We start from the raw sequence: 12,769 nt of genomic DNA, 5'->3' as shown, positions 1-12,769 counted from the left end.
GCCTTCGAGACGCCTTCCGCAGCGAGCCTGCGGATCAGAGCCCAGTCCTCCAAAGTGATCACTCTCCAATCGTTGAGTGTTCACTTTTCACGCGCCGCTACTGTCCAGTTTTCGAGCGCCGCCGACACCATGGGTGGCGCGGCCCTGGCACGCCGACATCTGGCCGTGGCTCTCCGACTGGATCGCGACGCCCGGGTTCGCGGGAGTTGCTGCCATCGTCGCCGCCCTCGTCGCGTTCGCAGGGGTCCGGCGTCAGACTCGACTCAACGCGTGGTGGCAGCGGGCGGAGTGGGCCCTCAGCTTGCTCACTCGTGAGGAGCGCGACGACGTCGACCTCGAGGTGGCCCTCGCCGCGCTCCGGGTCCTCAGACAGAGCAGACTCGCAAAGAAGGAGGAGCAGAAGTTCGTCCGCTCGATCGTCGATGTGGTGGTACTCGACCCGGCTGGGGACGGAACCGAGGCAAGCGACGAGGACGTGACGGTCACTGCCCAGACCCGAGAGGCGGCGCCTACCCGAAGCGTGCTGAGCGGAAGCATACTGGTAAGGAGGAGCAAGGTTCTGAGCGCCATCAAGAGGAGGTTCAAATGAGCACACCCACCGCGAGTTCCGCGGGTCGGCGCCGCCCCAGCGATCGCGCGCGTTACATCGCCGCGGAGATCCGCGTCGAGGCCGACCGGAAGCTCGGCGACAAGACCCCCGACTGGATCAGAGAGCTCGCCGAGGAGGGCAAGCGCCGATTCGGTTGATCCGCAAACGAGAGAGCCGGCCATCCCGACGGATGGCCGGCTCTGTCGTTCCCCTAAGCGGAAGCCAGTCACCCCTGCCGGCGATGGGTGTCTCACTCGCGGCGGTTATGCGGCGCCGATACCCGCGCGGAGTGAGACACGGGCGTCACGCATGCCAGGCCGTGTCTCACTCGCGGTGGTCATCCGGCGCCGATACCCGCGCGGAGTGAGACACGGATGTCACGCATGCCAGGCCGTGTCTCACTTGCGGCGGTCATCCGGCGCCGATACCCGCGCGGAGTGAGACACCAGGACGCCACGCCACGCCCCGCACCGCGCGAAAGAGCCGGCCACCCCATCGGATGGCCGGCTCTCGCGTCTCGCAGGACGCCTCAGTACGCGGGCGCCACCTGTGACGTCAGCCGATAGCCCACACCGCGCACGGTCTCGATGTACCGAGGCGTGACGGGATTGTCGCCGAGCTTGCGACGCAGGTTCGTCATGTGCGCCTCGATCGCGCGCTTGTCGGCGTCGCCCACGAAGTAGCTCGTCACGTACGACTCGCCGCGCAGCACGAGCGTGAGGTCGGCCTTGCTGCGCACGCGGCGCTTCGACTCCATGAGCGCAGCGAGCAGGTCGAACTCGGTGCGGGTGAGCTCGAGGTCGCGGTCGCCGATCTTCGCGATCCGGCTCTCCGGGTCGACGTAGAGGTCGCGGTGCGCGAGCGTGTGCGGGCCGAGCCCGGTCGGACCGGTCGTGGCGAGCTCCTGCCCGCCCTCCTGCGGGCCGACATCGCTCCCGACGACGACGGCGGCGGATGGCGCTGCCTCGTCGGCGGGGGAGACCCGCCAGACCTCGGGCTCGCCCTGGGCACCCACCGGCGCCCCCTGCACCCCGGGCGCCCCCGGCGCCCCCGGCGCCCCCGGCACCCCGGGCGCCCCCTGCACCCCGGGCACCGCCTGCCCGGCCGCGGCCGGGAACCCCGACACACCCGGCGTCGCGCGCGCGGTCGGGAACGACGGACCCGTCGCATCCTGTCGGGGTGCGGCCGGTGCCGCCGCACCCGCGCGCGGGCGTCGCAGCATGGCGTCGATGCGCGCGCGCAGCTCGCGGGGGCGGAAAGGCTTGTTCAGGTACTCGTCCGCTCCCGAGCTGAGCCCGAGCACGACATCGGCCTCGTCGTCGAGGGCCGTGAGCATGATGATGTACGTGTCGCTGCCGGCGCGGATGCGGCGGGCGGCCTCGAAGCCGTCGATGCCGGGCATGTTCACGTCGAGCGTCGTGATGAGCGGCTGATACCGCAGCACCGCGTTCACCCCGTCGATGCCGTTCCCGGCCGAGACGGTGGAGAAACCCGCAGACTCCAGCACCTCCACGAGGAGGTGGCGGATGTCGGGATCGTCCTCGACGATCACGGCGGTCTTCAGCGGGACGCTCGGGTCGGTCATCTTGCTCCACTCACATCCGGAATACTGCGATTGCTAGCCATCCTAGCGGTCGTCAGCGCGCGCTCGCCGTCAGCGCGACGGCGCCCTCCGGCCACCACACACCCGCGGCTGGGCCGCCGTTGCAGGGGCCGTCGCTCTCGCCCGGGGGCTTGATCCAGAGATTCGTGTCGACGACCTCGTCGCCGTACTCGCCGGCGCGCTCGCCGACGGTCTGCCCCGCGGGGTTGCACCACTCAGATCCCGCAGTCGCCGTGCCGTTGCGCGAGCTGTCAATGACGGCGTGCATGCCGTCGAGGTGCGACGCGACCTCGTGCGCGTAGGCGAACTCGTCGGTGAGCGGCTGGAAGTTCGACACGTTCGTCGCGAAGCCGCGCACCTCTCCCGCGACGTCGACGGCCGAGATGAGCTCGGCCATCCGCTCGGGAGCGAGCCACGAGCTGTGCCCGCCGTCGAGGTAGATCCACGTGTCCACGGCCTGCAGCGCGGCCACGGCGCCGCGCAGCTGGGTCACGCGCTCGTCGAGGTTGCCGCACTCGGGCGCGAGCGCGAGGCTGTCGGGCTCGAGAACGACGATCTTCTGCACGTCGCGGGCGTTGTCGAGCGCCGCGCCGATCTCCTCGACCCACGTCTCGTAGTCGTCGGGTTCGAGGCCGCCCGCGGAGTGGTTGCCGCAGTCGCGCCCCGGCAGCCCGTACACCGCGACCGACAGCGCCTTGCCCTCGTCGCGCGCCTGCTTGGCGAGCGCGCCGATCGTCGCACCGGCCTGGCCGATCGGGTCCTGCTCGGGGGTGATCCAGTACGTCGAGGGCTGTGCGGCGAGGTACTCCGCCGCCTCCTGCTGCTCGGGCGTGAGGTCGTCGTCGAGCGCACGCTGCGCCTTCGACAGCTCCGGCGCGACGAACTCGGTGCCGACGCCGGGTGGGCGCGCCGTGAGGGCGTTGATCCAGTGGCTCACGAAGATGCCTCCCACGGCGAGCATGCCGACGACGATGACGCTGAGCACCGCGATCCACAGCCACGGAGAGCGGAGCGCACGCGGCACGCGGAGCGCACCCGGCACCCGCCGACGCCGCGCCCTCACGCGCGCTTTCTGGAGGAGGCGGTGGCGATGCTCGAGGTCACGGCGGCGTCCGGCTTGCCCGCGCGCTCCCACCGGTCGCCGCCCATCTGGCGGGCGGCCGCGTTGGCGTCGCTCGCGGCGCGCAGCAGCTCGTCGAGGTCGTATCCGGTGGAGGCGACCGTAGCCCATCCGATGCTCGCCGACGTGCGCACGGGCAGCGGATGGTCGGGGTCGGGCTCTCCGATCCGCTCCAGCAGCGAGACGATCAGTCGGCGGGCCGCCTCGCTCGAGCGCGGAACGAGGGCGACGAACCGCGTCTCGCCGCGCTGCTCGATATCGGCGTCGGCCGGAAGGCCCGCAAGCACGGCCGTGCAGAAGCGCTCGGCGATCTCCTCGAACGCGCCGCCGCCGAGGGCGGTGCGGATGTCCTCCGGGTCGTCGAGGCGGATGTCGACGAGCGACCACCAGTCGTCGCCGGCCTTCTGCGCGCGCTCGAGACGGTTGCGGGCAACGGCCTCGAAGGTGCCGTCGTTGCGGGCAGAGGCGGGGCGCGGCTGGCGCACGATGAGCAGAAGGGTGACGAGCACGCACACGATGTAGACGCCGGTGCCCACGCCGTTGACCGCGCGCACCGAGGCGAGGTCGTCGGCGGAGGGGTTGCCGTGCATCCAGCGCAGCAGTCCGTCGACCAGGCCGTAGAGCGCGAACACGGGGAAGATCGCCGCCGCGACCACCATCGGCAGGATGGCCTCGTGCACGCGTGGATAGAGGTTCAGCAGCTCGACGATGCAGAGGACGGCGAAGATGCACGAAACGAGGAAGTCGAGGCGGAAGGCGATGGAGTAGTAGTTCGTGGGGTACAGCAAGATCAGGATGGTCGGCGACGCGACGAGATATGTCGTCGCCAAGGTCCATCCGGACCTCCTCCGCTCGTTGAACATCCGCAGCCCGGTCCAGAGGAACGCGTTCGCAGGCAGGAAGATGCCCGACGCGTATGCGGGGAGGAACCAGTAGGTGGTGGTCTCTGCGTAGAGGTACGCGTACGAGGCGCTCATCGCGAGCACGAATGCGAGCGACCAGTGGGCCGCGGCGTACGAGGGGCGGGGGAGGAAGCCCAGGCCGAGCATGACGATGCAGGCCACCGTGGCGACGGCGATGAATGGAACGGTGGTGTTCACGCCGTCTCCTTGTCGGTGGTGCGGGGGAGCCGGATGGTGACGGTGGTGCCGTACCCGAGCGCGCTGTCGAGCTCGAGGACGCCGCCGTGCTCGGTGACGATCTCGCGCGAGATGCCCATGCCGAGGCCCGTGCCGGGGATGCCGGCGTCGCGGGCGCTCGAGGCGCGGAAGTACTGGTCGAAGATGTGCGACAGCTCGTCCTCCGGGATGCCGATGCCGGTGTCCGCGACGCTGACCGCGACCTCCTCGGCGGTGCTGGAGACCTCGACGGTGACGGTGCCGCCCCGGGGGGTGTACTTCACCGCGTTGCCGACGACGTTGTCGACGACCTGGCGCAGGCGGAACGCGTCGCCCACGATGACGGCGCTGTCGTCGTCCGTGGGGCGGACGACCCGCACGCCGCTGGAGAGCGCGGCGGGGCCGAAGGCCGACACCGAGGCGGAGGCGATGGCGGCGAGATCGACGACGGTGTGCTCGTCTGCGGGGTCGCGCCCCGGGTCCTGCAGGATGCGCGCGATGAGGCGCTCCATGCGCTCGGCGGCGTTCTCGATCGTCGAGAGCTGCTCACGTGCGGAGGCGGGCAGGTCGTTGCGCTCCAGCAGCAGGTCGGCGTGGCCGAGCACGGCGGTCAGCGGGCTGCGCAGCTCATGCGAGACCGCGCGCGCCATCGACTGGCGCTCGGTCTTCGCCTCGGTCTGCGCGGTGACGTCCTCGGCGACGAGGATCATGCCGTCGAGGCGGTAGCGGGCAGACACCTCGAGAAGCCGCCACCGGCCATCCCGATCGAACAGCCAGACCTGCTCGCCCGCGAAGTTCTCACCGCGGGCGGCGCGGGCGACGGTCGTCTGCTCAGCGGGGATGGCCTCGCCCCGTCGTTCGCGGTACTCGACCGCGCGCGTGGGGTGGAGTATGGGGAGGTTCTCGATGCCGTACATGCGGCGGTAGGCGGCGTTCGTCGCGGGGAGGGTGCCGTCCTGGTCGACCTGCGCGATGCCGGTCTGCAGGGTGTCGAGAAGCGCGGTGCGTCGCTGCTCCTCGCGCCGTGCAAGGGCGAGGGCCGCATCGAGCTGTCGGGACTGGCGGCGCATCAGGCGTGCGGCTGCCCGGGTGCGGCCCATGCCCGAACGAAGGGTGATGCCGATGAAGGCCCCCGTGAGCACCAGTGTGAACAGGCTCAGGGCGTCGTCGGTCGAGAAGCTGCCGCTCGCGAGCCCCGCGGCCAGGATGGAGCCGGCGACGAGGCAGATGCCGGTCACCAGCCATCCGACCGAGTAGTAGCTCGCGAGCCAGACGACCGGGAAGGCCCACAGCAGGCCGAGGGTGTCGCCCCGCGCCTCCGAGAGAAGGCCGATCGCGAGGATGTCGAGGATCGGCAGGGCGAGGACGGCCCCGTTGGGCAGAAGATGCCAAGGGAGGGCGATCGCGAGGACCGTCCAGAGGATGATCGCGGTGAGGCCGACCCCGAAGGTCGGAGTGACGAAGAGTGTCGGCTCAAGGAGCGCGACGACCGTGGCGACCGTCACCGTGCTGAAGGCGATGATGAGCTGGTGACGCCACACGGAACGCGTGCGCCGGTCGGCCTCGCGGCGGGGCGTCTCCGCACGCGCTACGACCGTGCGCCCCCCGCCATCCGCCATACCCGGAATACTACGCGGGCGCTGCTGGATGAACCGCTTGGCAGACTGCGACGCACCGGCGCAAGCGCTGGCCGGTCGGATGGCCCGGGCCTAGCGTGGGGAAGATGAGAGTCATCTCCTACAATCTGCGCAAGCACGCGGCAGCTCACGAGCTCGAGCAGCTCGTCGAGCGGTGGGAGGCGAACGTGCTGTGTCTGCAGGAGGCCGACACGACCGCGCTTCCGGATCAGATCGCCGGCCTGAAGCTCGCGAGGGCCACCGAGCGCAACCGGCTGGGGCTCGCGCTGTACTACCGCGAGAACATGTTCCGGCTCGGCGACGCCGTCGTGCTGTCGCTCAAGCGCTCGCTGCACGACATCGTGCTGCGACCCGCGCACGAGCGGCTGCTAGGGGTGCGGCTGACCGACATCGACGCCGGCACCGAGGTGATCGTCGCGTCGTTCCATGCGGCGCCGCTCACGGCGCTGAACTCGCTGCGCCGGCATCAGATCCGCGCGGCGCTCGGCGCGCTGGATCGGCTCGGGCCCGGGCTGCCCATGCTCATGGTCGGGGATTACAACTACCCCGTGTTCAAGGAGCGGCTGCATGAGCGGGTGCGCGGTGCGGGCTACGACCTCACGCTGAGCGATGCCCGCACGTACACACGGTACCGGTTCTTCAAGGGACACTACGACTTCGCGACCTCGCAGGGCCTGACGATCGACGACGTGACGACCCTGCCGCAGGGGAGCAGCGATCATCTGCCGATCCTCGTGCGCGCGAGCTACCGGTAGACGCAGAAGAAGGGCCGATGCTCTCGCATCGGCCCTTCTTCGGTACGTCGGTGTGTCAGTTCTGACGCTGACGACGGACAGCCGTCGCCGCGACAACCGCGCCGCCACCGAGGAGCAGCGCGCCGCCGCCGACCCAGAGGCCGATCGAGCTCATGTCGCCACCGGTCGGGGAGAGCGACTGGTCGTCGCTGTCGTTCTCGTCGTCGCCGTCCTCTTCGCCCGGGACCGCGACACCGGTCTGGATCGTCGTGGTCGCGGTGGCGTCGCTCTCGGCGCCGGTCGCGGTGAGCGTGTAGGTGCCGACCGCGTTGGCGGGCAGCGTGACCTCGACGGAAGCGGAGCCATCGGCGTCGGCGGTCTTCGTGGTCGAGATGGACTCGACAGCGGCCTTCACGATGATCGCGAGGGTGGCGTCGGAAGCGTCCTCACCGGTGAGGGTGAAGGTGACGTCCTCGTTCGGCTGGAAGCCGTCGAACGCGATGGTCTGCGTCTGACCAGGAGCGATCTGAACGGATTCCGTCTCGCTCGAGGGGGTGTAGTTGTTGACGTCGGCGCTAGCCGCAATGGGCGACCCCAGCGCGAGTGCGCCGGCGATGGCCGCGGTGGCGAGGAGCTTCGCGGGCTTCTTCATAGTCTGGACTCCCAGGTGCTTTGAGGGTGACAAACGGTCGTCCTCGGCGCCGGGCTAGCCGGGATCGAGGTAAGCAGGATATTGCTCTGCTTGAACTATGGCACGTCGGGACAGCTCACAGCAAGCTGAGAGGGGTCGATTTCGTTAAGAACCGGAGTCATCTGGACCCCAAGTTCGGGGCCGGTCGGCGTGTTGGTCGTAAGGTCGAGCGTCGCCGTCTCGCCGGGGGCGATGTTGACATCCCAGAGGACGACGCGGCGACCGTCGTGGAAGCCCACCTCCGTCGCCGTGCCTGACGATGCCTCTACGTCGCTGAGCAACGCGCCCTCGGGAAGGTAGACATACGTGACAGTCCGGGCGACTCCGGGTTGGGTGCCCCCGACGGAGAGGCCGTTGCGACCGATTCCCGATCCTGGTGCGCCCACTCCAGTGACGTACGCCGGGAGGGACGCGACGTCCGCCGGGACTTCGCTGCTGACCTCGACATGGAGAGCGGCACTAGAGTTCCCGCCGGAGACGCGCTGACACCACTGCGCATTCGCGCCGGCGTTCATGAAGTAGTCCAGCTTCGATCCCGTGCCGTCGTTGAAGTAAACGCCGAACGACGACTTCGTCGCGTTGCTGGTAGGAAGCTGGCCCTGCAACGTCGTGTCGTCGAGCACGCTCTGCTCTTCCGGTTCGGCGTTCCAAATGTGAAGCCGGTGCTCGGATCCCGCCTTCTGCAGTGCGCTGAGCAGCGCGCTCGGCTTGGCGGCGCCGGACAGGAGCTTTTCGAAGACGGCGCTCGTGGCCGACTCGAAGAAGCGATCCTGGTCTGCGGGCTCAGGGTAGCGAGCGTAAACCTCGTTCAACAGAAGCGAGACGGCGTTGTCGGACGTCAGTGTGTCGCCGGTCTCGAGCTGAACCGGGCCGGTGGCGTCCAGCAGGTACGAGAGCGCCGTTGTGTCCAGACTGAGCACTCCGTTCACATCGACATTCTTGTCTCGCGACCAGAACTCGCGCGCGATCTCGGCGTCGAGGGCGAAGTCCGGAATCTGCGTGAGATTGTGCGCGAATCGTGCGGGCTTGCCGTCGTAGATGCTGGCGAGATCAGTTCCGAGATCGAGGATCGGCTTCGGGTACTGGGTCATCGACGTGGCCGAACTCTGGTCCCAAATGGTTACCGCGCCGTTGTCGGTGTGCATCTGAAGCAGCGACCCAGTGAGGCCGCCAAGCGAGCGCCACTCAGCGTCGTTCTGGAAGACTACGAGGTAGTCGCGCGGCCCTTCCGCCCCGAGCATCGGCGGCAGAAGTTCGACCGCATTCGCCAGCGCTTCCGTGGCGCCTGCAAGAGTAGCCATCGTGTCGTCGGCCTTTGACATCACGGACGCGAGCGGCGCGACGAGGATGTCCTCGTTCACAGCGGCGAGCGCATCCGAGGACGAACGCGCAGCGTTCGCTGCTGCCCGCGCATCGGCGCCCAGGGCCGCGAGAGTGTCGACATCGAATGCCCCGCCACTGGGCGTCATTGCCTGCAGTGCGTTGGGTGCGACCTCGGCGAGGGGGCCCGCGACGTTGAGTACCACGTCGTTCAGTGAGGCCGCAGCCGTCGATACAGCAGCGAGATGCGGGCCGACCCACGGAAGTCCCTCGGTCACCCGCCAGACCGGATCGTGCGTCAGTGCGTAGGCGGCGGCGGTATCTTCTTCGATCGCGTTCAGAGCCGGCTGCGATTCCTCCGGCGAACTGAGGACGGTCCTCTGGAGCGCACCGGCCGCTGTCTGCGCTTTCTGCAGGTGATAGGCGGCGAGAGCGCCGCGTGTCCCGACCCACGCGAAGGCGCAGACCGTGACGCCGAGGACGCACCACAGAGCGATGCGAGTCAAGCGCCCGGCCTGCTGGCTGCGAGTCGGTGCGGACCGACGTCGGCGAGAAGACTTCCCTCGTGGCATCGGGCTTCCGTTCATTCTCGAAGTCGTGACGCGTTGTCGCGATACCAGGCGACCGTGCGTTCCAGACCGTCTTGCAGGGAGATGCGGGAGGTCCAGCCGGCGTCAGCGAGAAGCGACACGTCGAGCAGTTTCTGCGGGGTGCCGTCGGGCTTCGACGTATCCCACTGGGTGGGGCCCGAATACCCGACGACGTCCGCGATCGTCTCGGCGATCTCGCGGATCGTGACGTCGCTTCCGGTTCCCACGTTCACCTGCGAGGGGCCGTCGTAGTGCTCGAGCAGGTGAAGACTGGCGTCGGCCATGTCATCGCTGTGCAGGAACTCGCGGCGTGGCGACCCGGTACCCCAGTTCGTGACTGTCGCAGCGCCCTCCTTCGCCGCTTCGTCATACCGGCGGATCAGCGCCGGGAGCACGTGCGAGCCCTGGGGGGAGAAGTTATCGTTCGGACCGTAGAGGTTCGTGGGCATCGCGGAGATCCAGGGCAGGCCGTACTGGCGGCGAACTGCCTGCACGTGCAGGATGCCCGCGATCTTCGCGATGGCGTAGGCGTCGTTTGTCGGCTCGAGATGGCCGGTCAGGAGCGAGTCCTCCCGGATTGGCTGTTCTGCGAACTTCGGGTAAATGCAGGAGGACCCGAGGAAGAGCAGACGCTCGACGCCGACCTCGAGCGCCGCGTCCATGACGTTCGTCTGAATGCGGATGTTGTCGCTGAGGAAGTCGACCGGGTACATGCTGTTGGCGAGGATTCCGCCTACTTTCGCCGCTGCGAGCGCGACGTAGCGCGGCCGACTCTCGCGGAAGAAGGCGAAGACCCCCTCCCGATCCTTGAGGTCGAGCTCCGACGACGTCTTGCCGATGAGCTTGGTGAAGCCGCCCGCCTGCAGTCGTCGCCAGATCGCCGAGCCGACGAGTCCGCGATGGCCCGCGACATAGAAAGTCGAATCGCGGTCGAGCTCCGCGGGGGAGTAGCTCACGCCGTCGATCGCGGTCATGCTGCCCACGACGCGAGCGGAACAGTATCGATCCATGCACGCCCCTCGTGCTGCAGAGCCTCGATATCGGCGTCGACCATAAGACGCGCGAGCTGGAGTCCGTCGACGCTCGCCTTCCAGTCGAGCTTCTGCTCGGCCTTGGACGGGTCGCCAATGAGCGCGTCGACCTCCGTGGGCCGCAGGTAACGCTCGTCGAAGCGCACGAACTCCTGCCAGTCGAGTCCGACGTGTCCGAACGAGGCCTCGAGGAAGTCCTTGATGGTGTACCCCACGCCGGTGGCGAGCACGAAGTCTTCGGGCTCATCGACCTGAAGCATGCGCCACATGCCCTCCACGTACTCCGCCGCGTAACCCCAGTCACGAATGGAGTCGAGGTTGCCGAGGTAAACCTCCTTCTCCAGGCCGGCCTTGATTCTCGCCACGGCTCGCGTGATTTTGCGCGTTACGAACGTCTCGCCGCGGCGGGGCGACTCGTGATTGAACAGGATCCCGTTGACGGCGAACATGTCGTACGCCTCGCGGTAGTTCTTGGTGATCCAGTAGCTGTAGAGCTTTGCTGCGGCATAGGGAGAGCGCGGATAGAACGGGGTGGTCTCGTTCTGGGGCGGCGGCGTCGCCCCGTAAAGCTCGGAAGACGAGGCCTGGTAGAACCGCGTTTCGATTCCTGCGAGCCGCACGGCCTCCAGCAGGCGGATCGTCCCCGTGCCCGTGGTGTCGGCAGTGTGCTCGGGCTCGTCGAAGGAAACTCGAACGTGTGACTGCGCCGCGAGGTTGTAGACCTCGTCCGGGCGAATCGCGCTCAGGAGAGTGACCAGCCGAGCACCGTCACTGAGATCGCCGTAATGAAGAAACAGCTTCGCCCGCGGGTCGTGAGGATCGACGTAGAGGTGGTCAATGCGGTGTGTGTTGAACGTCGAGGCACGGCGGATCAACCCGTGTACTTCGTACCCCTTCGCGAGCAGAAGCTCGGCGAGGTAAGAACCGTCTTGTCCGGTGATCCCGGTGATCAGGGCGCGCTTGGTCACTTCCGACTCCTGGTGGAACGGGCGGAGGGGGGATCCGCGGGGCTATCAGACCCTGGAGTGGACGGAGGCGTCGTCGTTGTCTTCGCTGCCGCTTTCGCACGCCGCGTCGATCAGGCGGGCGAAGGTGTCGATCGCGAAGTCCGCGGACAAAACAGTCTGCCGATATTCCAGAGCACTCCTACCGTACAACGCGCATCTGTTCGTATCCGCCGCAAGGGTCATCGCGCCATCGAGAAGGGCGGAAGGATCACCGGCGGGCACGATGACTCCGGCACCCGCGTTTCGAATCTCCTCGGCCGTGATGCCGTCGGGATCCGTCGCTGCCAGTACCGGTCGTCCCGCCGAGAAGTACGACGTGAGCTTGCTGGGCACCGCCATCTCAGCGACACCCGGCCGCTCGTTCACAAGGAGCACATCGGCCGCCTGCAGAGCGGCCGCGAAGCCCGCATCATCAAGGGGCGGGAGCAGGGAGAGCGAGTGCACTCCCGTGCCGAGCTTCTGCAAGGTCGCGCGGGCGGAGCCATCGCCCATGAGCACGAAGCGCACCCGCTCCTGTCGCTCGTCCGCCATGCGCGCGGCCTCAATGACGTTCTCGAGGCCTTGCTTCATGCCCATGTTGCCGCTGTGCAAGACGACCGTCTCATCCTCGGCCCAGCCCAGAGACGCTCGCACAGCCACGATGTCGGCCGGGAGCATCGGGGCGAGGTGAGCCCAGTTGCGGATGACCGCAATCCGATCGGCGCTCACCCCGAGATCGTCCCGAACGCGAGGGACGAAGCGATCGTGGATCACGACCACGCGGTCCGCGCGCTGCAGCAGCCACCGCTCGACAGCTCGGACCCCGCGCACGAACAGGCTCGCCTTCCCCTGGAATTCAGTCATGCCCTGCGTGTAGAGATCCTGTACCCACACGATGAATGGGACGTCGCGATGGGTCAACCCAGCCCTGAATGCAGCCACCGCCGAGGAGAAGAGCGCCGGCGAAACCGCGACGACGGCGTCCGGCTTGCCCCAGGGGGTCAGAGCCAGGCGGAGGCCGAACGAGAGCTCGGAAATCGCTCGAGCCACACCCCTGGGGCGACGCGGAACGAAGTGCCGGAGCCGTCGCACCGGAACCCCATCCACCAAGTCGTGCCGCGTCCACTGGCCGTAGCCGTCTCTGACCCGCCAGTCCGGGTAGTGCGGATGTGTCGTGATCGCGGCCGCCGGGTAGCCTCGTCTAGTCAAGCCCGAGGCGAGCGCGCCCGTGTATGGCGAGATACCGGTGGGCTCCGGCGGGTAGTTGATCCCGAGGAGCACAACCTGGGGGTGGGCGCGCGTCATATATCCCAGACTATCGTGGACTCCAGTCCGCCCTTGCCGAGAAGG

General features: G+C 68.2%; 12 protein-coding genes. 3 read left to right on the top strand and 9 right to left on the bottom strand.

All coding sequences use genetic code 11. The features are described from left to right. Positions 1-76 precede the first annotated feature (76 nt). Both QWJ90_RS11955 and QWJ90_RS11950 read left to right on the top strand, forming a co-directional pair. Positions 77-589: a hypothetical protein gene (locus QWJ90_RS11955; RefSeq protein ID WP_290108069.1), complete on the top strand. Its 513-nt coding sequence runs from the start codon at positions 77-79 to the stop codon at positions 587-589. Further along, entirely contained in the window at positions 586-747 is a 162-nt protein-coding gene (locus QWJ90_RS11950; protein WP_290108068.1) for a hypothetical protein, read from the top strand. The genes QWJ90_RS11955 and QWJ90_RS11950 overlap by 4 nt, the downstream gene beginning before the upstream one ends. A 371-nt stretch (positions 748-1,118) precedes the next feature. Here QWJ90_RS11950 and QWJ90_RS11945 read toward each other — a convergent pair whose 3' ends face one another. Genes QWJ90_RS11945 through QWJ90_RS11930 form a run of 4 tightly spaced genes read right to left on the bottom strand, consistent with a single transcriptional unit; the run spans position 1,119 to position 6,049 of the window. Beyond that, the gene (locus tag QWJ90_RS11945) at positions 1,119-2,174 is read right to left on the bottom strand and encodes a response regulator transcription factor (protein WP_290108067.1); all 1,056 of its coding nucleotides are present in this window, start codon (positions 2,172-2,174) and stop codon (positions 1,119-1,121) included. Between the two features lie 52 nt (positions 2,175-2,226). Beyond that, a complete protein-coding gene (locus tag QWJ90_RS11940; protein ID WP_290108066.1) occupies positions 2,227-3,255 on the bottom strand; it encodes a glycoside hydrolase family 6 protein in 1,029 nt (342 codons plus the stop codon). Next, a complete protein-coding gene (locus QWJ90_RS11935; protein ID WP_290108065.1) occupies positions 3,252-4,412 on the bottom strand; it encodes a hypothetical protein in 1,161 nt (386 codons plus the stop codon). The genes QWJ90_RS11940 and QWJ90_RS11935 overlap by 4 nt, the downstream gene beginning before the upstream one ends. Next, the gene (locus QWJ90_RS11930; protein ID WP_290108064.1) at positions 4,409-6,049 is read right to left on the bottom strand and encodes a sensor histidine kinase; all 1,641 of its coding nucleotides are present in this window, start codon (positions 6,047-6,049) and stop codon (positions 4,409-4,411) included. The genes QWJ90_RS11935 and QWJ90_RS11930 overlap by 4 nt, the downstream gene beginning before the upstream one ends. Before the next feature lie 104 nt (positions 6,050-6,153). On the opposite strand from QWJ90_RS11930, the gene QWJ90_RS11925 reads away from it, so the two are divergent. After that, positions 6,154-6,822 carry an endonuclease/exonuclease/phosphatase family protein gene (locus QWJ90_RS11925; RefSeq protein WP_290108063.1) on the top strand — a complete coding sequence of 223 codons (669 nt, stop codon included), beginning with the start codon at positions 6,154-6,156 and terminating at the stop codon, positions 6,820-6,822. Between the two features lie 55 nt (positions 6,823-6,877). Here the strand turns inward: QWJ90_RS11925 and QWJ90_RS11920 are convergent, their stop codons facing one another. From QWJ90_RS11920 to QWJ90_RS11900, 5 genes are all read right to left on the bottom strand, one after another. Then, a complete protein-coding gene (locus QWJ90_RS11920; protein ID WP_290108062.1) occupies positions 6,878-7,453 on the bottom strand; it encodes a hypothetical protein in 576 nt (191 codons plus the stop codon). A gap of 95 nt (positions 7,454-7,548) precedes the next feature. Further along, a complete protein-coding gene (locus QWJ90_RS11915) occupies positions 7,549-9,318 on the bottom strand; it encodes a DUF4012 domain-containing protein (protein WP_290108061.1) in 1,770 nt (589 codons plus the stop codon). A 77-nt stretch (positions 9,319-9,395) separates the two neighbouring features. Continuing rightward, positions 9,396-10,376: a GDP-L-fucose synthase family protein gene (locus tag QWJ90_RS11910; RefSeq protein WP_290108076.1), complete on the bottom strand. Its 981-nt coding sequence runs from the start codon at positions 10,374-10,376 to the stop codon at positions 9,396-9,398. Further along, complete coding sequence (gene gmd / locus QWJ90_RS11905) at positions 10,373-11,401, bottom strand: GDP-mannose 4,6-dehydratase (protein ID WP_290108060.1); 1,029 nt, start codon at positions 11,399-11,401, stop codon at positions 10,373-10,375. The genes QWJ90_RS11910 and gmd overlap by 4 nt, the downstream gene beginning before the upstream one ends. Before the next feature lie 45 nt (positions 11,402-11,446). Next, positions 11,447-12,724 (bottom strand): glycosyltransferase, encoded by a 1,278-nt coding sequence (locus QWJ90_RS11900; protein WP_290108059.1) that lies wholly within the window; start codon positions 12,722-12,724, stop codon positions 11,447-11,449. Positions 12,725-12,769: the final 45 nt, after the last annotated feature.

Source organism: Microbacterium oryzae (assembly GCF_030406385.1).
In the GTDB taxonomy this organism is placed as follows: domain Bacteria; phylum Actinomycetota; class Actinomycetes; order Actinomycetales; family Microbacteriaceae; genus Microbacterium; species Microbacterium oryzae_A.
Note: the sequence above shows the minus strand (reverse complement) of the source record. Positions and strands in the feature narration are given on the sequence as shown.

Excerpts from the sequence above, each read along its gene's own strand:
- QWJ90_RS11950 (WP_290108068.1), top strand. The coding sequence starts at position 586 with ATGAGCACACCCACCGCGAGTTCCGCGGGTCGGCGCCGCCCCAGCGAT.
- QWJ90_RS11910 (WP_290108076.1), bottom strand. The coding sequence starts at position 10,376 with ATGACCGCGATCGACGGCGTGAGCTACTCCCCCGCGGAGCTCGACCGC.
- QWJ90_RS11925 (WP_290108063.1), top strand. The coding sequence starts at position 6,154 with ATGAGAGTCATCTCCTACAATCTGCGCAAGCACGCGGCAGCTCACGAG.
- QWJ90_RS11945 (WP_290108067.1), bottom strand. The coding sequence starts at position 2,174 with ATGACCGACCCGAGCGTCCCGCTGAAGACCGCCGTGATCGTCGAGGAC.
- QWJ90_RS11900 (WP_290108059.1), bottom strand. The coding sequence starts at position 12,724 with ATGACGCGCGCCCACCCCCAGGTTGTGCTCCTCGGGATCAACTACCCG.
- QWJ90_RS11920 (WP_290108062.1), bottom strand. The coding sequence starts at position 7,453 with ATGAAGAAGCCCGCGAAGCTCCTCGCCACCGCGGCCATCGCCGGCGCA.
- QWJ90_RS11930 (WP_290108064.1), bottom strand. The coding sequence starts at position 6,049 with ATGGCGGATGGCGGGGGGCGCACGGTCGTAGCGCGTGCGGAGACGCCC.